This window comes from Pseudovibrio sp. W74 (assembly GCF_001623085.1).
GTDB lineage: Bacteria > Pseudomonadota > Alphaproteobacteria > Rhizobiales > Stappiaceae > Pseudovibrio.
Map to the genome: position 1 here is coordinate 30,898 of NZ_LMCJ01000062.1, position 23,926 is coordinate 54,823.

20 protein-coding genes and 1 pseudogene are annotated in these 23,926 nt (G+C 46.9%); 14 read left to right on the top strand and 7 right to left on the bottom strand.

The window, feature by feature from the left end; translation table 11 throughout:
- Window positions 1-1,293, top strand: a 1,293-nt coding sequence (locus tag PsW74_RS29065; protein WP_244277907.1) for a DNA topoisomerase, incomplete at its 5' end; no start/stop codon positions are given.
- Between the two features lie 283 nt (window positions 1,294-1,576).
- On the opposite strand, the gene repC (PsW74_RS26810) is transcribed toward PsW74_RS29065, so the two are convergent.
- The 6 genes from repC (PsW74_RS26810) to PsW74_RS26840 all read right to left on the bottom strand — a co-directional run bounded on the left by repC (PsW74_RS26810) (window position 1,577) and on the right by PsW74_RS26840 (window position 7,798).
- A complete protein-coding gene (gene repC, locus PsW74_RS26810; protein ID WP_063287034.1) occupies window positions 1,577-2,854 on the bottom strand; it encodes a plasmid replication protein RepC in 1,278 nt (425 codons plus the stop codon).
- Window positions 2,855-3,111: 257 nt separating this feature from the next.
- Window positions 3,112-4,206: a plasmid partitioning protein RepB gene (gene repB / locus PsW74_RS26815; RefSeq protein ID WP_063287033.1), complete on the bottom strand. Its 1,095-nt coding sequence runs from the start codon at window positions 4,204-4,206 to the stop codon at window positions 3,112-3,114.
- Entirely contained in the window at window positions 4,203-5,555 is a 1,353-nt protein-coding gene (locus PsW74_RS26820) for an AAA family ATPase (RefSeq protein WP_063287032.1), read from the bottom strand. Before PsW74_RS26820 ends, repB begins: the two co-directional genes overlap by 4 nt.
- 526 nt (window positions 5,556-6,081) lie before the next feature.
- Window positions 6,082-6,849, bottom strand: a complete 768-nt coding sequence (locus PsW74_RS26830) for an IS6 family transposase (protein ID WP_063287030.1) — start codon at window positions 6,847-6,849, stop codon at window positions 6,082-6,084.
- A 159-nt stretch (window positions 6,850-7,008) separates the two neighbouring features.
- Window positions 7,009-7,422: a hypothetical protein gene (locus PsW74_RS26835; protein ID WP_063287029.1), complete on the bottom strand. Its 414-nt coding sequence runs from the start codon at window positions 7,420-7,422 to the stop codon at window positions 7,009-7,011.
- Entirely contained in the window at window positions 7,406-7,798 is a 393-nt protein-coding gene (locus PsW74_RS26840; protein WP_063287028.1) for a hypothetical protein, read from the bottom strand. Before PsW74_RS26840 ends, PsW74_RS26835 begins: the two co-directional genes overlap by 17 nt.
- Window positions 7,799-8,131: 333 nt before the next feature.
- On the opposite strand from PsW74_RS26840, the gene PsW74_RS29070 reads away from it, so the two are divergent.
- Window positions 8,132-8,461, top strand: a complete 330-nt coding sequence (locus PsW74_RS29070; protein WP_063287027.1) for a hypothetical protein — start codon at window positions 8,132-8,134, stop codon at window positions 8,459-8,461.
- Here PsW74_RS29070 and PsW74_RS28545 read toward each other — a convergent pair.
- Window positions 8,426-9,130: pseudogene (locus PsW74_RS28545) on the bottom strand (IS6 family transposase). The gene PsW74_RS29070 and the pseudogene PsW74_RS28545 sit on opposite strands and share 36 nt — an antisense overlap.
- Before the next feature lie 856 nt (window positions 9,131-9,986).
- On the opposite strand from PsW74_RS28545, the gene repC (PsW74_RS26850) reads away from it, so the two are divergent.
- The 12 genes from repC (PsW74_RS26850) to PsW74_RS26905 all read left to right on the top strand — a co-directional run bounded on the left by repC (PsW74_RS26850) (window position 9,987) and on the right by PsW74_RS26905 (window position 23,865).
- The gene (gene repC / locus PsW74_RS26850; protein WP_063287026.1) at window positions 9,987-11,180 is read left to right on the top strand and encodes a plasmid replication protein RepC; all 1,194 of its coding nucleotides are present in this window, start codon (window positions 9,987-9,989) and stop codon (window positions 11,178-11,180) included.
- A gap of 508 nt (window positions 11,181-11,688) precedes the next feature.
- A complete protein-coding gene (locus PsW74_RS26855) occupies window positions 11,689-12,231 on the top strand; it encodes a minor capsid protein (protein ID WP_063287025.1) in 543 nt (180 codons plus the stop codon).
- 145 nt (window positions 12,232-12,376) lie between these two features.
- Window positions 12,377-12,907 carry a hypothetical protein gene (locus PsW74_RS26860; RefSeq protein ID WP_063287024.1) on the top strand — a complete coding sequence of 177 codons (531 nt, stop codon included), beginning with the start codon at window positions 12,377-12,379 and terminating at the stop codon, window positions 12,905-12,907.
- Window positions 12,908-12,982: 75 nt separating this feature from the next.
- The gene (locus PsW74_RS26865) at window positions 12,983-13,372 is read left to right on the top strand and encodes a hypothetical protein (RefSeq protein ID WP_063287023.1); all 390 of its coding nucleotides are present in this window, start codon (window positions 12,983-12,985) and stop codon (window positions 13,370-13,372) included.
- 35 nt (window positions 13,373-13,407) lie between these two features.
- Complete coding sequence (locus PsW74_RS26870) at window positions 13,408-13,698, top strand: hypothetical protein (protein ID WP_063287022.1); 291 nt, start codon at window positions 13,408-13,410, stop codon at window positions 13,696-13,698.
- Window positions 13,698-16,016: a phage tail tape measure C-terminal domain-containing protein gene (locus PsW74_RS26875; RefSeq protein WP_063287021.1), complete on the top strand. Its 2,319-nt coding sequence runs from the start codon at window positions 13,698-13,700 to the stop codon at window positions 16,014-16,016. Before PsW74_RS26870 ends, PsW74_RS26875 begins: the two co-directional genes overlap by 1 nt.
- 11 nt (window positions 16,017-16,027) lie before the next feature.
- Window positions 16,028-16,372 carry a phage tail protein gene (locus PsW74_RS26880; protein ID WP_063287020.1) on the top strand — a complete coding sequence of 115 codons (345 nt, stop codon included), beginning with the start codon at window positions 16,028-16,030 and terminating at the stop codon, window positions 16,370-16,372.
- A 73-nt stretch (window positions 16,373-16,445) separates the two neighbouring features.
- On the top strand, window positions 16,446-17,153 hold the full coding sequence (locus PsW74_RS26885; protein WP_063287019.1) for a phage minor tail protein L: 708 nt from the start codon (window positions 16,446-16,448) through the stop codon (window positions 17,151-17,153).
- Window positions 17,153-17,944: a Mov34/MPN/PAD-1 family protein gene (locus PsW74_RS26890; protein ID WP_063287018.1), complete on the top strand. Its 792-nt coding sequence runs from the start codon at window positions 17,153-17,155 to the stop codon at window positions 17,942-17,944. The genes PsW74_RS26885 and PsW74_RS26890 overlap by 1 nt, the downstream gene beginning before the upstream one ends.
- Window positions 17,937-18,548 (top strand): tail assembly protein, encoded by a 612-nt coding sequence (locus PsW74_RS26895; RefSeq protein ID WP_063287017.1) that lies wholly within the window; start codon window positions 17,937-17,939, stop codon window positions 18,546-18,548. The genes PsW74_RS26890 and PsW74_RS26895 overlap by 8 nt, the downstream gene beginning before the upstream one ends.
- Window positions 18,545-22,393 carry a phage tail protein gene (locus PsW74_RS26900; protein ID WP_063287016.1) on the top strand — a complete coding sequence of 1,283 codons (3,849 nt, stop codon included), beginning with the start codon at window positions 18,545-18,547 and terminating at the stop codon, window positions 22,391-22,393. Before PsW74_RS26895 ends, PsW74_RS26900 begins: the two co-directional genes overlap by 4 nt.
- On the top strand, window positions 22,390-23,865 hold the full coding sequence (locus PsW74_RS26905) for a tail fiber domain-containing protein (RefSeq protein ID WP_063287015.1): 1,476 nt from the start codon (window positions 22,390-22,392) through the stop codon (window positions 23,863-23,865). The genes PsW74_RS26900 and PsW74_RS26905 overlap by 4 nt, the downstream gene beginning before the upstream one ends.
- Window positions 23,866-23,926: the final 61 nt, after the last annotated feature.

Consider the following 23,926-nt stretch of genomic DNA (forward strand, 5'->3'; position numbering starts at 1 on the left):
TGCAGCCACAACCGGCTGGCACGGTCCAGCCAGCGTCACCGGCGTCAGGCTCCAGGCAAACCCGTTGATCTTCCAAGCTTGCAAAAACAAGCTGCCAAATGGGGATGGACGGCGAAGAAAACATTAGACGTTGCGCAGGCTCTTTATGAGATCCACAAGCTGACAACCTACCCACGCGCTGCTGTGCGCTATCTTCCTGAGAACATGGTTGAGGGAGCAAGCGCTGTGTTTGCCGCTCTTGTTGGCGGCGGCTATGTGAAGGATCTGGACTGGCAGGCCCCAACAATCAGGACAGGCAAACGCGGTGTATTCTCAGATGCCGGACTAGCTGGTGAATCTCATCATGCCATCATCCTCAATCCAGCTGTGATTGATCAGTTTTCAAAGATCATTGCAGGGCTGAACGCTGATGAGCGAAAGCTGTTTGATTTCATAGCCAAGACATTCCTCGCAGCGCTTGGCCCTGATTACGAATATCACCAGACACAGATTGCTATCAGTGTGCCGGTGAGCGGCCAGACTATTGTGTTCAAGACTGTGGGCCGCTCTACAATTCATTCAGGCTGGCGTGCTGTTTACGGTGAGTTCATCGAGGACAGGTCGTCTTCAGATAGCGAGGCCGAACTGTCTCAGGTCGCAGACGATGAAAGTGTAGGGATCTCAGCTGGCAATATTGACGCCAAGAAGACAAAGGCACCAGCCCGCTATACAGAAGAGTCTTTGATAGAGGCCATGCAAAACGCATGGAGGTTTGTCTATGATGAAGGCCAGCGTGCACGGCTGAAGGAAGCCAAGGGCATTGGTACTCCGGCAACCAGAGACACCATAATTGAAGGGTTAAAGAAGCAAAGCTTCCTCTCTGTCACCAAGGGCAAACTCTTTGCAAGCGATACGGCTATGCAGCTCTATCATCTTCTGCAGGACCGGTGTCCTTCTCTGCTCGATCCAGCAACGACCGCAACAATGGAAGCGCGACTTGATGACATTGTGAGGGGCAGTGCCGGTGCTGATGAAATCATTAAGGAGATCTGCAGCTCTGCGAAGTCAGCAATTGACGTGCTGGACGGGCAGGGGGCAAAGCTCGACATTCAGCGAAAACCGTGCCCAGCCATAGTCAAAGCAGCTAAGAGCAAAGCTGAGCGCGAGGGCAAGCATTTCACCCGCGCAGATCTAGTAAACTATGACACCTTGCGGGCCTATCTGTGGCCAATGAAGGAGCGGGCAGGGGAGCCATCCGCCCCAAGCCCAGCACAGCTCAAGTTGGCAATGATGATAGCTGAACGTTTGGGATAGCCTCTTCTTGATGAAGCCAAAAGCTCAGTAAGAACTCTGAGCAGCTGGATAGACGCTAACAACGTTGCCAGTGATAGCTAAATGAAGTGCATCTCTAAGTTCGCTGAGGAAGGCAAAATCAAGAAACCCAAAGGCTATCTGGACAAGGTCAAAACCAAGAATACCAAGGTGCTTCTTGATAAGATATTCAACAAAAGGTAAAATAGCTATCCATTTGAATTATATGATTTTTTATCCCAAGGGTGCACGCGTGCACCCTTGGCTTTGATCAAATTGCACGCGTTCAACAAGATTGTGCCAGGCCGAATAACGACTTGTGTAGCGCCAGCTCGCCATCGACAGCCCGATCAATGCACGCTCTGAAATAGCCGCCCGGACTGGAAATCAGCAAAGGATCTCGCAGGGCTTTCTCCGCTGTGGTTGCCAGCACAGCCGCCGCCGCATATCGTCCAACTTTTGCTTGAGCCTGTTGCATTCCCGATTGAGACAAACCAATCAGCAATGCAATATCACCGCTTGCCTTCAGCAATTCACTCCAGTTGTTAAACTCAAACCCAAGACTACTTTGAAGGTTTGATAAGGCTGATTTGAGCAAGCCTATGGAAATGCTCTCTAGCGGATCTTCTTGCTCAGCAGGCTTAACTTTGGCCGCAAAATTGCTCCTTAGTTCTTTCTCAAAAGCTGTTTTAACCTCAACTTGCTTGAGGTTTTTCCTATTTGAGTGATCAGCGTGAGCTGATCTCCGCTGTTTTATACTCAATTTAAGAGATTGAGGGTTTGTATTATTATAAGGGATGTCGTCAATGTCACCCGCGCATGTCATCTCATCAGATAATGAACTATCAGTTTCCTGTGTTTCTTCTTCAGCAGGAGTAAAGGCTGCCACCGCCATTTCATAAAGACTCTGAAGCACTTCTGCGCGAGTAACAACATCCATCGGCTTGGTGCTGAGTGTCTCGACCGCGTCCTGTACATTGCAAAACTCTAGATCTTCTTTAGCGGCAAGAAGTGCCATGTCTTCAATCGCACGGAGCAAGCGGTTTACTGTCCGGCGGGCGTCTTTCTGTGCCTTGAGACGTTCAGCAAACTGAACACCCAGTTTCTTCAGCTCACGAACGCGTTGGCGAGCAGGGGAGAAATCAAAGCCGTACCCGCGCTCAATCTCACCCAGTTTCCCTTGCCTGAACTCACCACGATGAATATAGCGCCGTCCGGTTGGACTGTCCCGGTAAGCAATGATACCCGCTTCTACCAGCCGTTTCAGGCAGCGAATGACGGTGCGCTTTGAGCGGCACACGTATTCAGCCAGTTTTTCATTGGAGATTGCAACAAGAGGGCGGTGATTGGGTTGCCAGTCATCCGCAGCAGTAAGGCCGATCAGGATATCCAGAATATGATAGCAAGTCCCATCAATGCCAAGGGCAGGTGCTGCCTTTTTGAGCGCCATTGCCACTTCTGACTTTGTGGTTTCAACAATATCATTTGCCATAGCCAGACGTTGACTGACCATCATCTCTGGTGTGAGTTTTCTAAATGAGGCCACTGAGCCTGAATTTTGCATAGCAAAACCCTCTCGCCCTACGGTTCCGAAGAGCGTTTAAAACACACGTTATGCAACGTGTGTCATCAATAAGAGGCAAATCAGGGCGCAGAACGCAAAAAATCGTACCGCCCCATAGGAAGGCGATTGATTTTAACAGCAGCACGAAGTACGGTGAATTTGCTGATACGGTACTTCTAGAGTTCTGCTCTGGATTGCCAGATGAATTCCGGTCCTGCAGATTGCTGTCTGCGGGGCCGTTTTCTTTTGCGGTTAGGTCATTCGCTTGCTCCCATTGGCTCCACGACCTTTTGCTCTTGCTGCTCAAAATCCTTAAGCAACTGATCTATCTTACTGGTCAGATATTCAGAGAAGGCTGCAGCCCGCACTTCATCTGTCATTACAATCTTGATATTCCGTAATCCGCGTGCCTCAACAGCCGGTTTGCCGTCTCTGCCCTTGATGAGCAGTTTGCGCTGCACAGCGGCTTTGCGGGCCTCTACTCCCTCCACAGTGGAAGGAGATAAATTTCCATCCACCACTTCAGTAGAGACAGCCAGATCGTGAACCCAGGCAAAACGATCCGGACTGGAAAGAGCATCCCATTTGCCTGAAGTCTTCAGGTTGGCAATGCTCTTGCGCAGCCGGGCAACAGCCCCCTCGTTCTCACAAGCCTTTGCTACCGTCTCCCACTTCACACGGCCAATACCACGGGCGGACCCAATGTTTTCAATAAGATCTTCCGGCACGCGGCGAATAATTGAGTTCAGTTTAGACACACGGGTCTTGTCACCAGCGCCAACAGCGGCGGCAACAACTTCACGGGTAAACGTCTTGCTCAGCTCGGCTGCAAAGAAACATTGCTGAATATAGGTAAGGTTCTTACGTTCTTCATTTTCCTTACCCTGAGCGATAACAAGTTCTTCATCGCTCAAATTTTCAACAACCGCGCGAACCGCAATATCCAGCTTTAAGCAGGCCTTAACCCGGCGGTGCCCATAGGCGATCTGATAATGGTTTGTCCGGTCCGGGTGAGGGCGCACAAGAACAGGCACTTGCTGACCATTCTTGGAAATACTCTCGACCAGGCTGTCCAGCTCTTCATCATCACCTTCAAACGCACGGTCCAGCGCTAATGATGGCAGCAGCAACTTGGCATCGAGGTTTTTGATGATTTGGCTTGGATCAACGGCTTCATTGCGCTGTTCGGTTAAGGAATGCAGGGCTGCACCAAGGCGTCCAACAGCGCTCTTCTCCCGTGGCTTTGGCACCTCTTCTGCAACCGGCGTGCTGGCCGCACGCTCGAGACCTGCATTGTTACCGGTCATGATCGCACTGAGTTTACTCTTATTTCTCTTACGTTTATCGTTCATGAGCGACCCCAATAAGACTTCAGAAGCTCCTCAATCTCGCTGTTAACTCGATTAACGGAATCCAGCGCACGATCATATGTTTTGCCATTGAAGTTGGAGCGTTCCGCCTCATAAAGTGTTTGCTGAACGTTCCCCGCTTCGGCAATCGCGGAGCTTCGCAACATTGTGTTGGTGAGAACATTTTGCAGCTGAGAACGCAGCATAGTCACCACATCTGTTTCCGGACGGCTGGTATTATCATGGCGCGTAATTAGATATTGCAGCGTTTTAGGCACCAGATACTCCGGCCCAAGCTGCTTTGCCACGGTGCTCTCAAAAAACTCGTTATGCGCGATGGACGTTGCCAGATACTGTGCCATAGATTCACAATCGATCCACTGCGGGTGAATGGTCACCAGCAAATGGTCCGCTGCAAAGGATGCCGCGTTGGACAGGTAGCCCAGACTTGGCGGCGTATCGCAGATGATCACGTCATACGCGTCTTCAACATTTTCAAACGCCAGTTGTAGGCGAGTGAAGTAAAGCTTGCGCTGAAGGCAGTCGGAAAGCTTGGCATGGTTGCTTGCCAGTTCATCTTCCAACTCACGAAGCCGTGTATTGGTGATACCTTTTTGCTTCTTCTCATCCTCAATGTCTGCAATACGGTTGCGTAATACAGGCTCTTCTTGTCCGGCCAAGGTAGCATAATGCGGCGCAAAAAATTCCCATTCGGTGAGGAACGGGCTGCCAATAGCCAGATCAAGGTTATCAAAATACGTTTTCTGAACCACCTCGCTCATAGGCTTCGGATCACTGTAACGTATTGATGCAAAAAGAGATTCCTCTTCCGGCACCATCTCAGGGACAAAGCCAAGCATACTGGAGGCAGACCCTTGCGGGTCCAGGTCCACCAGCAGAACACGATAGCCTTGCAAGGCCAGATGCTGCGCCAGATGCACCGAAGTACAAGTTTTGGCAGATCCGCCCTTAAAGTTGGAACAGGCGATGATCTGAATGTCTTCATCTTCCTTGCGGCGTGGATCATAGTTCAACGCTTTGGCGCTATCATCGCCAGCTTTTTCCGCAAGGTAGATTCGAATCTGGTTCATTTGCTCAAGAGAGTAATAGCGGCGCTCACCGCGACCAACCTTCTCAATCTCAAGCCCCATTTCATCAGCAGACAGAGCCAGATAGCGCGGAGTGATACCCAGATAGGCTGCCGCTTCTGACGCTGCAAATTTGCGCAGATTCTTTTCTGCCTTTGGAGGAAACTGAGACTGCGCCAGCGCCGCAAGCGTGCTGGATAAAGCCTTATGGTCTGCCTTCATTTGAGAAAGCATAATACCGCGCTCTAGTACCTCAGTGTCCATTTCCGAAATCACCCGAAATTTTTGATTAAACAGGAATTAAGGAAATACTCTGCATTTCTCAATCGGAAGTCAACGATTGCTTGGTTAATGAATACTTAACAAATCAATATAGCCATGATCACTTAGGCAGCATTAGTTCATTTTTCAGCACTAACTTGTTGTTTTAACAAGCTTTACCTCTATCACGGATGTAAACATTTAGCTCAGATAACTTTAGAAATAAGGGATGGAAAACAATCCACGCGAAGTGGTTTCGCTCAGAACCCAACTTCAAAAACCAATCAGCAGAATCGACCTTCATACAAGCACTATCCGATTCTGGAGATAGCCAAAACATCGTGAACAGGATCTTTAGGCAGAGCATTTGACATCATTCCTGATTACGACCCGATGGCCTTGTTGCAGGGGTCGCTGGCGCTATCAACTTAACCTGAATATAGCCGCAATCGTTTTCTCTGGGCACATTTTAGAGTTCTGTTGCAAACATGTCTTAGAGCGCAATTTGTGTGACTTCAGGGCTATTTCATTAGATTTTATCGCTCTGAAGATGGTTTTCGAGCATGATCATGGCTTCAGATAGAGCACTTGGGCCAATTCCGAAGGCCCGCTCAACGAGGCGGGCTTCACCCAGAACATCCTTTGAGAAGTTGAAGGCACCAGCCTGGCCTTTGCGCAGAGCCCGCATTACTTCAAAGCCTTTGATCGTCGCATAGGCGGTCTTCATGGTTTTGAACCCGCATACAGGTTTGATGAGCTGTTTCAGCTTGCCGTTATCAGCTTCGATGATATTGTTCAGATACTTCACTTGGCGATGTTCAGTGTCCGTGGAGCATTTTCCTTCTGCTTTCAACTCGGATATAGCAAAGCCATATGATGGGGCTTTGTCGGTGTTGATAGTATTGGGCTTTTCCCAGTCTTTAAAGCCACTCAAAGCTTTACCTAGAAACCTCTTGGCGGCTTTGGTATTGCGAGTGGGAGAGAGATAAAAGTCGATAGTATTGCCGAACTTGTCTACGGCTCGGTAGAGATAGGCCCATTTCCCGCGAACCTTTATGTAGGTTTTGTCGACCCGCCAACTGCAGGAGGATGGACGTCGCCATTGCCAACGCAGAAGCTTTTCCATCTCCAGGGCATATCTCTGGACCCATCTGTAAATTGTAGCATGATCAACGCGAACGCCGCGCTCAACCATCATCTGTTCAAGGTCACGATAACTGATGCCGTATCTGCAATACCAGCGAACCGCCCATAATACCACTTCACCACTGAAATGTCGGCCTTTGAAAGCACTCATAATATCACCAAACCAACATTGAATGATGTCTCATCGCAGTCACCGACAATTTTTGCAACAGAGCCAAAAAACCCGCCTTGCGGGATGCAAAGCGGGCAAATAGTTTTGAAATTTCTACACGGCCTCGCACAACAGTCGGCGGGAACCGCTATTTTAAATTTACAGCTTCACTCTGTAGACTTGGTAAAACTCGCCTCCATTCCACGTTCGATCCAAATCACCTCTGAAATACCGCCACCCATCAGCATCGGCATATGTGCGGTCTCTGACGTTATCGTCAACCCCATGAACAACGGCATCTAAAAAATAAGCACCATCCCAGCAAATATGCCAAAATCCAGTTGGAGGATATATTCTAAATAAGCTCCACGGAACATCATGATTATAACGACCGCCCGTTTCCGGCTCCCTGATTATGCTAGATTTCCCGTAAAGATGACTAAGAGCAATCGAACCACTAGTACGCTTCGCCAGATTGCGCACAGCGGTGTCTCCCAATGAAATGCGCCCCGACAAACCAAGCTCAGAACGAACATCACCAAGAGAAATCGGACCGTTAGTTTGAAGCGCCATTTTCTACTCCTTCTTTCAGTGTGGCTATTTGTACGCTCAACTCCTTGACTGCTTCAATCAATGGCACAGTCAAGCCGTGGTAATTGACAGACCTACATTTGCCGTCGTTATGAATAAGTTCAGGAAAAACATCTTGAACACGCTGCGCAATCACTCGTAGACTTTCGACCACTTCCCGGGTGTGGTTGAAGCGATAAGCTCGTCCAACCCGATCAGCATACTCCCTGTTCCCTTCTTTGTGGAATTTGAAGATATGCAGGATGAACCACTGGCGACCACCATCATAAATTGTACGCAATAACTTCCACACGGTGACTTTCTTTGCATATTCAGGGTGCGTACGTTCGTAAAAGTTCTTTTTGCTTTCGTTCGCCATCAATACCAGTCCGCAAGCTATCACAACAATAATTCAATTTTGACTTATTTTCAATATTAAATATATACCCCTCAAATTAATAGCTCTAGAATTAGGTTTTCATACTCACAATAGCAACACAAAGCATCTTACAGGTATTTTACGTACTGCATCTTATCTACCTCTAGGGAATTACCCTCACAAATAGTCTCCTCAAGACCCTTGATCAGGTGTCGCGGATTGAGATTATCCCGATTTTCGGCTCAAATTAATTGAGACTCTAATACCAAGCTGGCTCAGATTAACTGAGACTGGCGCACATTATGTAAGACAGGATCACATTACTGAGACTGAGTGCATTTCTCCGAGAATGAGGGTTTACGACGCCAGACCGGCTGCCCGCCTCTTGTCAGCAAGTTCTCGTGTCCGCGAGCTATCCAGCCGTCCATCAAGGAAGCTTCAAATTTCCGCTTGCCGGGCGTAGAACTGATCGGCCAGAACTTTCACCGCGCATCCGAGGCGATTGCGTTTGCCCCGAAGCGTTCGGATGGCATCAAGGCTGCTGTGATCGGGATGAAAGTATCTGGCCAATTGCGGCGCTATCAATTTAACCTGAAGTTGGCCACCATAGTATTCGCCGGGCGCGTTTTAGGCGCCAAGCATAGCGGCTTGTTTCCATTGTGAAAAAGCGTTGATGCGGTGGAAGTGAATGTCAACTGCGGAACGTTGGTGGTGAGGTGGAACGAAGAGATTGCGCAAGCAGGAGAAGGTCGCCAGAAATCTTTGAAGCTGCCCTCGCGACTTGAACTTCTGCATGGCCCGCTCTCGTTTTCGTAAGGGTAAATGCGAATTCTCCGCGCGATTGTTTAAGCCCTTGTGGCTGCGGTGCTCAATAGCCGGCATCACCTTGCGCTTTGCCGCTCTATAAGAACCAAGCTTGTCTGCGATCATTCGCTTTGGAGCAACGCCTTGCTTCGATAAAAGGCGGGTCAGCAAGCGCCTCGCAGCCTTGGCATTGCGCCGTTTTGGAAGGATTTCATCCAGAATGTAACCATCCTGATCAACAGCCCGCCACAGGTAGTATCACTGCTTCTGGATCTTGATCACAGCCTCATCAAGATACCAGATATCTGAGTTTTGTGCTCTTTTGCGGCGTAACTGACGAGTGTAAGCTGGGCCAAACTTGATCCCCCACTTGCGGATGGTTTCTTAGGACAGGGTTATGCCGCGCTCCAGCAGCATCTCCTCGACCTCACGCAGGCTGAGCGAAAAGCGGTGTTAGAGCCAAACAACGTGAGCGATAATTTCGGGTGGAAAGCGATGGCGTTTGTAACTGATCGGAGCACAAGTCATATTGACCAACTACCAATCGGAGCTGGAGCCAAAGATAACTTGATAGCGCTCGTTTGACATCAAAAGACACAAGCAATAAAGATCAGTCATTATTGACTTATTATTTCAACACGATACCATGTTACCCAAAACAAACTTGGGTAGTTACTCAATTTAGGGGGAGAATAGTCAATGTGGGACAATGACTATGAAATTGAGCATTTTCAAACAAGCCAGCTCTCGAAGGGCAATCATCAAAATAATCCAATGATTGAAGAATGCTGTTTGCAAAGCAGTTTTGGATAATTTCTCCTACCATATGCAGACAAAGGTATTCTGACTTTTGGATCATACATGAGATTATTCTTGTGTAGGCGAGACTTCTAAATGGACACCATGTTTAGCCAACTAGCTTTCTCAGGTTATTTGTGAGGAAACTAAATCAAGGCAGACCAAGAGGCCTTTTTCTCGTCAATTGACTACGTATTACAAACCTGCTTCCCGCAAGAGTTGAGATGAAAGTACATCCATTTTCATTGACGTAACGATGCGCACTTCTGAGCAAATAACCTGCTTGATGTTCGTTTCGTAATTTTTCAGATCATCAAGTTGATCAACCGCTGAACATAAAAAGAAATTTTGAAAAGAAAAGGGTGAAGTCAAATGGCTTAGCGTCAAAAGATAAGGACCTATACTGAGATAGGTCCCAATCCCTTATTTCAAAAGCGCAAAGCGCCTTAAAAGACTATTTAGCGATCTCTTATTACGGCGTTTCAAGACTATAATCAAGCTTTGCTTCAAGCAAGGCAATGATTTTCTGTGCTCATTTGGAATTTTTACTTTGAACTAACCGTGAGGGACACGGAAGGAATATCCGATGCAGCATTCATCAATTGCCACGTTTCGTAAACTCAATAGCTCCATAATAACTTCACAACAAAGAGCAAAAGGTGGATTAGCTCAATCAGTAAACAAAGCGGAACTCGCTATAACATTAAAGAAAGCTGCCCCTGTCCTAAAAATTTCAGGCACTCCCTATCAAGTTTTAGATATACTCCTGGGCTTAGTACGAAAAGAAGACTTGAAGGCAGGTAGACGCCCTCTGGTAGCAATTTCTAACGAACGCCTAGCTGAATACATTTGCCGCTGCAAGCGTACTGTCAGTCGCGCTGTAAGGACTTTGGCTGAAGCTGGTTTGATTGCCTATAATGATAGTCCTAATGGAAGGCGCTATATTCGCCGAAAAGATGATGGCTCGATCGATTATGGCTACGGACTTGATTTAACCCCTGCCTGCAATCGCCTTGAAGAGCTAAAAAAAGTAGCAAGAGAATTCCAGGAGGCACTTGCAGCCAAGAAAGCTGCTCAAAGAGCTATTACAAAATACACAAGAGCTATCGCAGATCTAGCAGCTACCTGTCCAGAACTAGCATCCTCCTCATTATCTCGTGCAGCATATATCAAGGGACAGTGCCTAAGTTCTAGCGAGAAGGCTAGCTTGCTGGAAAATCTGTATAAAGAGACTTTAGATGGAATAGACAAAATGTCATCTCAGGGTGACAAAAATGACGTACACTTATCTAATACAACAATAAAAACATCTAAAGATTCCGTAATAGAACGAGCCTCAAGTCAGCCCGATGACAACAGCTATGCTCCTGATATTGCTTCTGAAAAAAAGGGCATAGCAAAATCGATGGATTGCAAGCCACGCCGAACTCATGCAAACGACTCACTGCAATCCATTTCCATCGGTCTTCTTCAGCAGGCCTGTTTGGAAGTACAAAACCTCGTAGAAACACAATTCTACTGCTGGCAAGATTTGATAGGCTCCCTTGCTCCTCTAGCACACTTAATTGGGCTACATGAGGCTGGGCTGAAAGCTGCGATAGCTAGTCAAGGTAGATTTGTTACCGCAGCCACATTGGCAGTCGTTGCCGAGAAATCCTTGCGCTATCCTGAGCTGATCACCTCCCCTAGCGGCTATTTCCTTGCTTGCATTGAGCGCGCCAACGAAGGAAATCTCAACCTATCAAAGTCCGTGTTTGGACTTTTGAGTGCTACAAAGTAGCAACACATGACAACCAGGATACCTGTCACATTTTGTAACTACATTGATGAAGGCGATCCACATTGCAAAATATATTAATCCATATTAAAGTAAGTTAATTTTGACTTACATTAATATCAGGAGATTTACTCAACGCCGCTCCTGAAGTGCGAAAAATGCGACCTTGAATAGAAGTAAGTCAAAATGAGTTTGGCCGCATTTTGAAGCGTAAGAGGAGAACTCCATCCAACGAGAGCGTTTCATAGAAGAGCAGGTGCCATTCACACCACGCCACGAAGAGTGTGTCGAATGTATCCATGCTCGCAGGCACGGACCTGCTCCGTCCTGCCTTCAATGCGGAGCAGGAGAGTTTTTTGAACCCAAAGATGACGTACACAAACCCTCAGAAGAAGAACTGATGATTATGGGCTGGGAGGATTCGATTAATGGCTCAAACTAAATACATGAGGAGACATCAGTCTTAACTTAAAGCCAGTTCCTAAGCTCATCAGAACCTATAACAACAACTGTGAAAAGTGGCTTCTCAGATCGCTTAGAAAAGCAATTCACTTGGGCATTGCTTAAGCAGAATGACGCTAACCGGCTTGATGTGGAGAGCGCTTTAGACAACCAAATTCAACATGAAGAAGCAGGTATAAATATGCTTAGTATTTTTTCGAACCAACTTGCCGATGCGAATGTCGGCTTAATTGGGAGTTCAATTTTCGAACACGAGATGCCCTCCACGACTGAACAAGGGGTGCTCATTCGAGCGACAAAAGACGGCATTCAAGTTGACCCCGAAATTCCCGATTATTATGATTTTAATCTGGAAATCATTGTCCGAGCACCAACGCTTGAAGAAGGGGAACAACTAACTGAGGCCGTTCAAACCACACTCATCTCAGATAAAGAACAGATTATCACCATTGAACCCGAAGGACAGCCCATCGCTAAGCTGAACTTTGTTAGACCGCGCAAGTTCCCAATTGTTAGCTCCCGCACTGAGGGAAGTGGATATGAGTGGACCTTTGATATTCATGTCAATTTGGCATCAATCAAAGCAGCATAGCACCTCTGCTTACCACACGATAAGCACACAAAGTAAATCAGCTTTCGCTCAATTTCAAAAATAAATGTAAGTCAGTTTTGACATACTTACAAATCATGTTAAAATTGCAGTTGTGTTTAATACTGCCTTTACAAAGGATATTGAAATGGCATCAGATACAAAAAACGTAAAGATCGGTGTTTGTCAGGTTTTTCTGGGTGGCGTCGACCTCGGTTACACTAAAGGTGGTGTAGAAGTCGCTGTTGAGACAGAAACCCATGAGATCACTGTCGATCAGTTTGGCGCATCACCTGTAGGTGAATCCATCCAGAAACGAACAGTAAGCGCGACTGTTCCACTTGCTGAGACCACACTGGATCTTATGGCAAGTATCATGCCTGGTGCAGAACTCGTCACGGACAGTTCAGATGCAACCAAAAAGAAAGTCGTTGTTCCAAATGGTGTTGGCATTAATCTACTGGATCTTGCGAAAGACCTAGTACTTCATCCGCAGAGCAAAGACGCTAGCGATAAGTCCGAGGATTTTGTTATTCCTTTGGCTGCGACAGCTGGTTCACTGACGTTTGCTTATAAACATGACGAAGAGCGGGTTTATAACGTATCCTTTACTGGTTATCCAAACCCAACGACCAAAGAACTCTTTGTTTACGGCGATATTGACGCTACCGCCGCTTGATTTGTCAGATTAATTAAGTCAATATTGACTGATCTTTTGTGAGATCAGTCAATATCTAACTTACAAGTGGAATCCATGACCCAGACGAAATCAAATAGCCCAAACTTCCTGAATCTTGACGAAATTATTTCAGAAGGCGACGAAGTCAGTTTCAAATTGAACGGCAAGTCACATCGAATGACTGAGGCAACGGTTCAGGATTTCATTAATAATACCAGGTTGCTGCAAAATCTTGGTGTCGACGGTGACATCGAGAAAGAAACCCAAACCATCGTCAAGGTGATCAAGTCTTCGTTTCCAACTGTGAACGAAGATGATTTGATGCGACTGAAGATGAAGCAGCTTTCCAGTCTCATGGAGTTTATGCGCCAGCATAACGGTGAGCAGGACGTTGAAGACGAAATCAACAAAGCTGCGGAAGAGGCAGGGCTTGAGGGAAACGGACAAGCCCAGGCAGTGTCGTAAAGGAGCTTGATTTCAGCTTCTTTTTCAGTCGGGTTATGCGTTATTACCATATGGGTTATCGCGAGTTGCTCGATCTGCCGATCACTGTTTTTTGGGGCTTTAACAAGAATATAGATCGTTTGCGGGCGGAAGAGGATTACCGCTTTGCGACCGTTGCGATCTACGCCGCGTCCGGCGAAAAAGTCGGAGATTTGATGAAAGATCTTCGAGAGCAGATGGGCACCTTTATCGTTATCGACGAAGGCAAGGCAGCAATGCAAAAGGCAAAAGCAGAACGAGATGTAGAGGGCCTAAAAGCCCTGATGACACTCAGTAAAGGCGTGTGATGAGCGAGAATATCACTGTTGAACTTGATCTAGACGACAGCAAGTTTACTTCCAAAATTAAACAAAGCACCAAGTCCCTGAAAGACTTTGAGAGTGCCCTCAAAAGCGTGGCGACCAGCCACAGGAAAATGGCGGATGCTGCTCAAGCTTCTGCCGGAAGACTCGGGTCTTTGGGTGTTACTCTGTCGCGGGTTAACAGTGATGTTCAAAAACTCAACTCGAGCCTGCAAAGGTCTCTTTATTTGCAGAGGAATGTTGTTGCGTCGTTTTCCAGCTCCGCAAATACATTGCTCACGATCAACCGATCTATTGAGACCTCTTTTTCACGACAAGCGAAAGCAGTCGCAGATTTCAATCGAATGACGATCGCGGCTCGGAAGTCTGAAAGAAGCTTTAGCATCTCTGCCACCCGCGGAAAGAAAGTAGGCTCGCCTCTTAAGAGACGAGAGAATAGTGTATCCGCAAAACACGATGGCACTGACCCATTTAACTCAGCCATTGTATCAATAGATTCATCTATTGGTTTATTAAACAATATGCAACGCTATAGCGTTGGAGATGCAAGTCAATCTGGGCATATTGATGCAAAATTGGGTGGAATATCTGGGCCTGGTAAAGGCCAACTTCCTGCCCTGATAGGGGGGATAGGTTTGCTCGGCCGGAGATTTAATCTACCTGCAAGAATCATTTCGACGTTAAGTGGAATTAGTGGTGCATTTGATGATCCCAGTAGAGAAGCTTTTCAAGGCCTTGTTAAGGATGCACAACCCTTTAAAACCATCAGTCAGGCCGAATTATTTGTTGACCAACTTGAAAAAAGACTGCCAAGTATCGAAGATAACATACGAAAAAAAGAAACATTGATTAGTAATCAATTTAGTGTTGTTTCAGAATTACGAGGTAAATACAAAGAAAACCCCGAGCGTTTCAAAGAACATTTAGACCTTCAAACTGAAAGACTTGGTGATCACATCGTCGGCCTCGAACACTTTATTGATCAAAGAAACGCAATTTATGAAGCAAAGTCTTTTATTGATGCATATCGACAAGATAAAGAAAAGAGTTATCAGAGCCAGTATCTAAATGAAGTCAATGACAAGCTTTTTGCTGATATATATGGCGCCAGGAACATTGCCAAGGATCAATTATCGAACTTAAGGGCTGAATTTCAAAATAAGTCTGCCGATTATACATCTAGAGGTAAAGATTTATCCTCGATACAACCTAACAAAGACCATGCTGCCCTAAATGTGATTTTAGAGTTTAAAGAATCGGTGCTTGAATTTGCACAGCAGGCTAGCGCAAATGAACGACGTAAGCTTAACGCAGACCGCAACGAGGACATCCCTCTAAGTGATTTAGAAAAGCAAGCGATCCAAGTTGCTATTTCAGAACTGGACAACCTGATTGAGAGTCGGACGGCTGACATCAAAGATATCAGAGAGAGGCTCGCTCAATTTGAAGCTTCACCCTCAACTCCGCCCGTACCAGCAAACGCTGATGCAGCACCTAAGAGCTACACACGCCCGCGAACACCTGCAAATTACAGGCGACCTGTAACACCTTCAGGCGTTCCAGCTGTACCTAGGAACCGGCAGCCAGAGCCAGAAGAGCCTCCAAAGACTCCGTTTCAGCGGCAAATGCAGGAGTGGGCGAACATTGGTCAAAACTTCAATCAAGCCATGACCGGTTGGCTCGATAGCAGTGTGGATGCGCTGGCGAATTTTATCACGACCGGGAAAGCAGACTTCTCGGGCCTTATCAACTCGATGATTAAGGACATCACCAAACTGGCTCTCAAATGGACCATGTCCAAAGTTATGTCAGGACTTGGTGGAGATAAAGGCGCTTCATCTGGCAAGGCGGCAACGGCAAAGACCGGCAGTAAAGGTGTTCCTATTCCTACGCCTAAGCCTTTTCCTTTGGCCCACACCGGCGGCATTATCGGCGCATCGAATCTTGTGAGGAGATCTATAAACCCTGCCGCGTTTGTCGGTGCTCCTCGCTTTCATACAGGTGGCATCATTAAAGGTCTCGGCCTCGGCCCTGGTGAGGTTCCAATCATCGCCAAGAAAGGTGAGGGGGTCTTTACCCCAGAACAGATGAAGGCACTGGGCGGTGTGGCAAACAGCAATGTTTCCCAACTCAACCCAGTTTCCATCAATAACGAAATTACTGTCAATGGCAGCGGAGGAACTCCGGAGCAAAATCAAGATCTGGCCAAGAAAATGTCCAGAGAACTGGAAAGCTCCATGCGCCAAACCGTAATTAAAGAACTTCGCAACCAGCAAAGACCTGGTGGCATCATCGCTGCCTAAAGGAGTATCAAATGGCGACGTTTTTACCGCCCATTCCTCCGTCACCGGGAACGAGTGACAAAACCACAGCAAAACTCCGGGAAGTGGAGTACGGAGATGGCTACACACAGTCATCTCCCGATGGCCTGAACCACCTTCGTAAGGAGCTTTCCCTGACCTGGGAAAAGCTGCTGCCAGAACAAGCGAAGTATATTACAGACTTTTTAGCGGCCAGAGGTGGTTACGAACCGTTCCAGTATGCACCGTCCAACAGTCCGGTAACCTATAACTGGACCTGCAAAGAATGGACAGATGACAGGATTGAACAGGGATTTCGCAGGATTTCCGCAGTATTTATCCAGTCTTACGTGTCATAACATCAGTCATTGTTGACTTGTTTTGTGAAATATAATAAATCAATTTTGACTTACTTTTTCTTACGGAGGCTGTATGACCACCATTTACGAGGCTGCGCAAAGTCTAACTCCGGATGCTTTGATTTCCCTGTTTCGGCTGGACACCACCGCTCTGGGCGGTCCGGTATTCTATTTTTGTCAATCAGCAGAAGCCGGCGAGCCAGTTAAATTTGGCGGTCAGGATTATCAACCTGCAGACGTAGAATTCAAGGGCATGGAAACGAACTCTGCAGGCGCAATTCCCATGCCGACTGTTACGCTTTCCAACACGAATGGCGTCATCCAGACTGTCGTAAACCAATACGGCGATTTGCTGGGTTGCGAGTTTCGCCGTGTACGCGTGTTCGCGCGTCATCTGGATGGTGGCGCCGAACCTGATCCTACAGCTTACTTTGGCCCGGATGTATTTCAGGTAGAGCGCAAAAGCGAAGAAAATCCACTCTTTATCGAATGGGAACTTTCGGCTGCAATTGATCAGGAAGGACGCGTATTACCCGCCAGGCGCGTCATTCGTGACACCTGCCGCTGGCGTTATCGATACTTTGAAGTTGACCGGAATAACTTTGATTATTCCAAAGTACAGTGCCCCTACACTGCAAATAAGTATTATGACGCCAGCGGCCTTTCAACCACGAAAGCAAAAGATAAATGCGGCAGGCGTTTATCTGACTGTGAACTCCGGTTTGGCAAAGCCAAGGCATTACCCTTCGGCGGTTTCCCCGGTGCAGGGAGGGTTCAGTAATGTCTCACTTATCATCGGAAGTGTTTAAAGAAGCCAAAGCTCACGCAATTCAGGCCTACCCTGAAGAAGCTTGTGGCCTTGTTGTAGATGGGCAATACATGCGTTCCTACAACTACGCCTTACCGTCAGAACAGCATACCGGCTACCCTAACTGCGAATGCCGCAAATGCTCGTTCTCAATCGCACCAGAAGAAATTGTTAAAGCCGGCAACCGTCTCGATGCAATTTTGCATTCGCACCCCGATGGACCTTTTTATCCGAGCCAATCGGATATGGAAGGTCAGCTGCATACAAACGTTCCATGGGGCATTATCGCAACCGATGGGGAACGCGCCTCTGACCCGGTTATGTGGGGCGATACGCTAGAGATTGCGCCTCTGGTCGGCCGTGAATTTATGCATGGCGTCCATGATTGCTATTCGCTTATCCGCGACACCTTTCGGCTTGGTAAGGATGAACTTGCACGCCTAGACATCACGAGTGAATGGCCCTTTGACCCTATTATTCTTAATGAATGTCCCCGAAACGAAAGTTGGTGGGAGACACAAGATGACCTCTACCAAGACATGTTTGAAAAAGAGGGCTTTCGCGTCATTCAAAAGAGTGAAGTTCGGCCCGGAGATTGCTTCATGACCAACATCAGGTCGAAGAAAATCAACCATGCGGGTATTTATATCGGCAACAATCTCCTTCTCCATCATCTCCCTTCACGCCCCTCACGCCGAGAGCCCGCTGGCATTTGGGCAAGACATGCGGCCATGTGGGTTAGACATGAGGCCGCCGATGCGTAAAATTCACCTTCACGGCCACCTCAAAAAATTTGGTGAAATCTTTAAAATGGACGTGCTCACCGCTGGTGAAGCTATCCGAGCCATCAGCATGCAAATTCCAGAGTTTTGCGAGGCGCTCAAAGAAGGCTCTTATTACGTCATTCGTGGTGATCGCAAGACAGGGTACGGCCTGAACGTTGAACACATCAACGAGCTGCGCCTTGGTACTGGAGATTTACATATCGTTCCTGCTATCGCCGGCCGTAAAAATGGTGGTGGCGTCTTAAAGGCAATTCTTGGTGTTGCTCTAGTTGGTGCTGCTATCTTCTTTTCAGCAGGTGCGGCAGCGGGTTTAGCTGCCCCTATCTTTGGTACAGTTGGGCCCACGTGGGGCAATTTGGCAATGCTGGGTGCAAGTATCGCTCTTACAGGGGTGTCTGCAATGCTTACGCCCACCGATACTAAAACCGAAGAAAAAAGCGATGAGAGTTTTTCAATATCCGGTCCAAGCAGCTCAATGGCGCAAGGCTCTGTAATCCCACTTGTTTACGGTGAAGTCATCACTGGCGGGCACGTCGTCAGTGCCGGAATGGACATCGAAAATATAGGTCGATACAAACCATGAACCAGCACGTTACACCAAGTTCTCATATCAACGGTCGCAAAGGCGGCGGCGGTGGCGGCGGGAAAAAAGGCGGTCATTCCCCGGCAGAGGCAAAAAACACTCTTCGGTCCCGTGCTAAATTGCAGTTGGTCGAGATTATTTCAGAAGGCGAAATCGAAGGTTTGGTTGATGGTGAAAAATCAATCTACTTAAACGAAACACCGTTAGAAGGACTTGATGGGTCCCGCAACATTGATGGAATCCATTGGGAATTCAGAGAAGGTTTACCTGATCAAGCGCACTTTAACGGTGCTGCTAAAGTCGAAACACCTTATGACGTTAACATTGAGGTTAAAAAGAACGAGTCGGCAGTTGTCCGTTCAATTAATCAAGAAGATGCAGATGCAGTACGTGTCGTTATGCGCATTCCTTCTCTTTTTAAGACTGAGAAGGATGGCGACGTAGTCGGAAACTCGGTCGAATACAAGATTGAAGTTCGACCATATGGTGGAACCTATAAAGAAGCTGTTCGACAAAAATTAAAAAATCAAAAGTGTACATCTCCTTGGCAAATTGCGCACTACATTAAGCTTCCAACCGGCGGTTCTCCTTGGGATATTCGTGTGACTCGCTTAACTAGCGATAGTTCAGAGACCAAGAACCAAAACTCCACTTTTTGGGAGGCAATGTATGCTGTTGTTGAGGGTAAGTTCACCTATCCCAACACTGCCGCCGTTTACATTGAAGCTGACTCAGAACAAGCCGGTTCGAGCCTTCCTGAGCGACGTTATCATGTACGCGGGCTTAAGATAAATGTTCCATCCAATTACGACCCTATTCGTCGCACTTATGCAGGCATTTGGGACGGGACATTTAAGATCGCTTGGTCGAACAATCCAATCTGGGTTTTCTACGACCTCTTGATCAATGATCGTTATGGTCTCGGCGAAAAAATTGCTCCGGAGACGATCGATAAATGGGCTTTTTACATGATTGCCCAGTATTGCGATGAAGAAGTGCCAACTGGCTTTAAAGACAGTAATGGCAACAAAACTTATGAGCCGCGTTTTGTCTTCAACGGTGTAATTAATCAGCCAGAAGAAGCTTACAATCTCCTTGCAAAAATCAGTACCTGTTTCCGCGGTATGGCGCATTGGTCTTTGGGCAGAGTATTCGCTACAGCGGATATGCCTTCTGATCCAGTAAAACTGGTATCACCAGCAAACGTTGTTGGCGGACATGTATCCTATTCCGGCACTTCCATGAAGGCACGCCATTCTGTTGCGCTGGTTAGTTGGAATGACCCTGACGATTTCTTCCGACCAGCAGTGGAGCTCATCATTAATGACGAAATGCTCCAGCAATATGGTTGGCGGGAAACATCTGTACAGGGCCATGGCATTTCTTCGCGTGGTCAAGCTCATCGTTTCGGTAAGTGGATTCTGGATACTGAGCAACACGAAACTGAAACGGCCACTTATTCAGCGCACCTCGACCATGTAGATGCCGTTCCAGGAAACATCATTGCGATAGCTGATCCCATGAAGGCTCAAGCTCGCACCGGCGGACGAATAGTTCGTACAGATAACGGTCTGTCAGAGGTTTATCTGGACGGCGGCTTTGAACGGTCAGACGATCAAAACTACTCGCTTATGTTAGCAATGCCGGATGGTACAATTGATACCAAAGCCATTAGCAACATCCTTCCTTTTGGTAGAAATTCATCTAGTGGGATCGAAAATCATATCATCATGGATGGGTTTGAGGTCGGGCAAGCGAATAGCGATGGATCACTTCCACCTAGCTGGACTTCAACAACCAGCATTCCAGGTGTCGTTACTGATGTACTAGGATCAGGTATTGATGAAACGGGGCAACCTTATGCTGATTTCCGTATTCACGGAAGGAGCAGTAAAGGTAGCGATACATCGCTGGCAATTGTATTCAACCGCGACGCTCATATGCCTCGCGCTCTAGCTGGACAAACATGGACTGCTTCATGCTTGGTAGAAATGCTTGAGGAACCAGTCTGGCCAGATGGAACATCTTTTCAGCTTCTAACACAGCTAAGAAGCCATCCGTCAGCTACCTCTATTGCTACTACTTACCACAGTCTCGATAGCTTTACGCTTGGCAAAACCGAGCTTCTTAAAGGGACTGTAACAAGTAGCGACCCTGAAGTAACAGGGGCCAGGGCTTACGTTAGACTGGCAGTGCTCGACGACACTGCAGTCGATTTTTCTTTTAGGATCAAAGCTCCAATTTTGAATCAAGCGAGTGATAGAACAGAGTTCGTTCCTGTAACGAACTCTCGGATTATCCTCAAGGATGCATTGCGTGAAGAGCCCGTCAAAAATGCGATGTGGGCGATTACCGGAACAGATGTGGCTCCGCGCCAGTATCGAGTTCTAAGCGTACGGGAAACAGAAAAAGATCAAGTAACAGTCTCCGCACTGTTCCACGATCCTCAAAAATTCGATCGTGTTGAACAGGACCTTGTACTAGATCCAATCCCGTACTCTCGAATTAACACGACTATCCAAGCACCAGAGCAAATTGATGTGACTGAGTTCCGCATCAACAATGCTAATGAAAAGAAGATCAAACTCCTGGTCTCTTGGTCTGCATCACGATCAATGATCGTCTCTCATTATAATGTAGAGATCATCACACCAAGCGGCCAACACATTAGGTTCTCTGATGTCTACTCACAATCAGTAGAGATTGAGAACTCACTAAATGGTGAGTTTGAGATAAAGGTGATGGCAGTGAGTCATACCGGCTCCCGCTCACGCCCGGTAGAGAAGAAGTACGCAGCTCTTGGCTGGCTTGATGAAGATTATCCTGCTGATATTACGTCATTTAAGTCATCCGTAATTGGCGATATGGCCAACTTAAGCTGGAACCGGATCGATAACTTTACGCCCTTCACCTACACAGTGAAATTCAGCTCAAATCCTTTGGCGAACTGGAACACTGCAACAATTGTAGAAGATGGACTACATTACAATCGCCTTCAAGTGCCTGCAAGAAAAGGTACATATTTTGTCAAAGCAGTGTCTGCAACTGGAGTAGAAAGCCAAACTGCAGCGATGCTCCAAGTCAACGCACTCGCATCAATTGCCAATGTGTTTGAGAACCTGACGGAAGAAGCAGAAACCTTCACGGGACACAAGTCAGGCATTAAATATGATGCAGGATACAAGGCTTATCTTCTAGAGACCAACGAGGAAAATGGCGAGTATATAGGGCATTACACTCGCGATGGATTTTTCGATTTAAGCGAAATCCATACTTCTCGCCTCATTGCGGATCTTGACGGGTATGGGGTCAATTTAGAAGCAGATCTATTTGTTAGAGCCGATTTCTTTGACCTAGAAGATTACTTTGCATCTACGCCTGGCCAGTGGGATATCTGGGTAGAGCTTCGTTACACAAATGAAGCTCCAAATGATGGTGGAGCTTTCCCTGACTATGGAGTCACATGGTCCGAATGGGAGCAGCTAACCATGGCAGATTATACTGCCAGAGCTTTCCAGTTCCGAGTGGTTTTGCGCTCAAAGTTTGAATCAATAACTCCTGTTCTAAGAAGCTACAACATTCATATTGATATGCCGGATCGTGTTGTCGCTGGCGATGATATTAGTGCACCTGTTGGTGGCAAATCCATAGTTTTCGATGGTGCGTTCAAGAGCTTACAGGGCTTGGCTGTAAGTGCCCAGGATATGGTTCAAGGCGACTATTATCGCATTATGAATAAAAGCCGGTCAGGATTCAAAATCAACTTCTACAACTCTGCAGGAAGTGCTGTTTCACGCACGTTTGATTATGTCGCAAAAGGCTATGGAAGGGTACTCGAGCTATGACGCAGGCAACAAAGTTTGGAGCTCCGTTGCAGGGGCCCATGGCACCAGCTACTGTTACCGCTCAAATTGACGATAGTTTGAACGCGTTGTTGACAGGGCACCTAGGTTCGTCAAGACCAGAATACCTTGATAAGTTCGGAGTTTGGACGCATCAAGTAGATACTAATACAGCTAAACTTAAGATGTTTAACGGTGACAGCGATGTTGAGCTGTTTAGCGTTAACACAAGTAATGGCGATGTATCAGTTCCAGCACTAACAACAAAAGTGCAAGATTCGGAGAAGCTGGATGGGGTTAATGGCCCTAAATTTGCCCGAAGAGACGTGAGCAATACATTCGCTGAAACTAATACCTTTAACAAAATCGCTGATTTTAAATCAGGCCTTTACCTCAACAATGAGGCAGTAATTTCCTCTCGCGTTGGTGGCATCAATGGCGATCTCTCCGGTGATAACATTGACCATATTTGGCACGATGACGGAGATTGGCTTGGAACCTGGAATTTTTGCTCGGACACTAACTATAAATCCGCAGGCAATGCAAAAATCCGCGCTGGCAGGATGCACCTTTACAATAACTGGGAAACAACAAATACCAGCTATAAAGGCTTGCTAATTGAAAACAAAGCGACCGGAAAGCAAAACATTACTGCCAACCGTAGCAATCATGCTATTGAAGTTCACAATCATACACATGTACCCGCCAATGGAAGCACGACCGATGGAACACGTTTCTATAATCGTGGTGTCCTAGCTCATACCCGCAATTATGACGGGGGCCAATTACAAGAAATGTCTGCGATTCACGGTGACACTCGTCACTATGGTCCTAACTATGTCAATGTCATGTACGGGGGATATTTTTTTGCATATGTAGGGGCAGATGCGACAGGAGACGTTAATGATATCTATTCTCTTCGCTCTCGTGTTGATCTAGATGCAGCAGTAAACATAGACACTGTTTACGGCCATAAGGTCGAAGTTAATCCCGATTCAAACAACCCAACGATGAATAATGTCTATGGTCAATATGTACACATGGACCACGATAGCGGGACTTTGACAGGTAACGTATTTGCACTTTATCAAAATTTCGATGGGTCCTGGTCCGGAAAAACATGCTACGGAATATACCAAAACGAAGTTGATAAGAACTACCTAACCGGTAACTTAGAAGTCACTGGCGATGTGACAGCTTTGTCCGACATTCGCACAAAAACAGATATTGAAACCATCTCTGATGCATTGAAACTCGTCATGGGAATGAGAGGCGTCAATTTCACAAAAGACGAAAAGCGTTGTTCCGGTGTAATTGCTCAAGAGATGCAAAAGATTATGCCCGAAGTTGTTTCGGAAGGTGAAAATGGGATGCTATCGGTGGCCTATGGCAACCTCACCGGCGTTCTCATTGAGGCGGTCAAAGAGCTATCAAGTCGAGTTGAAAAGCTCGAAACAAGAAATGCTGTTTTGTAACCAAGAAGATCTGAAAATCGCAATCTTCCAAGTTTTGCGATGTAACCTTTCTGTTCTTAGA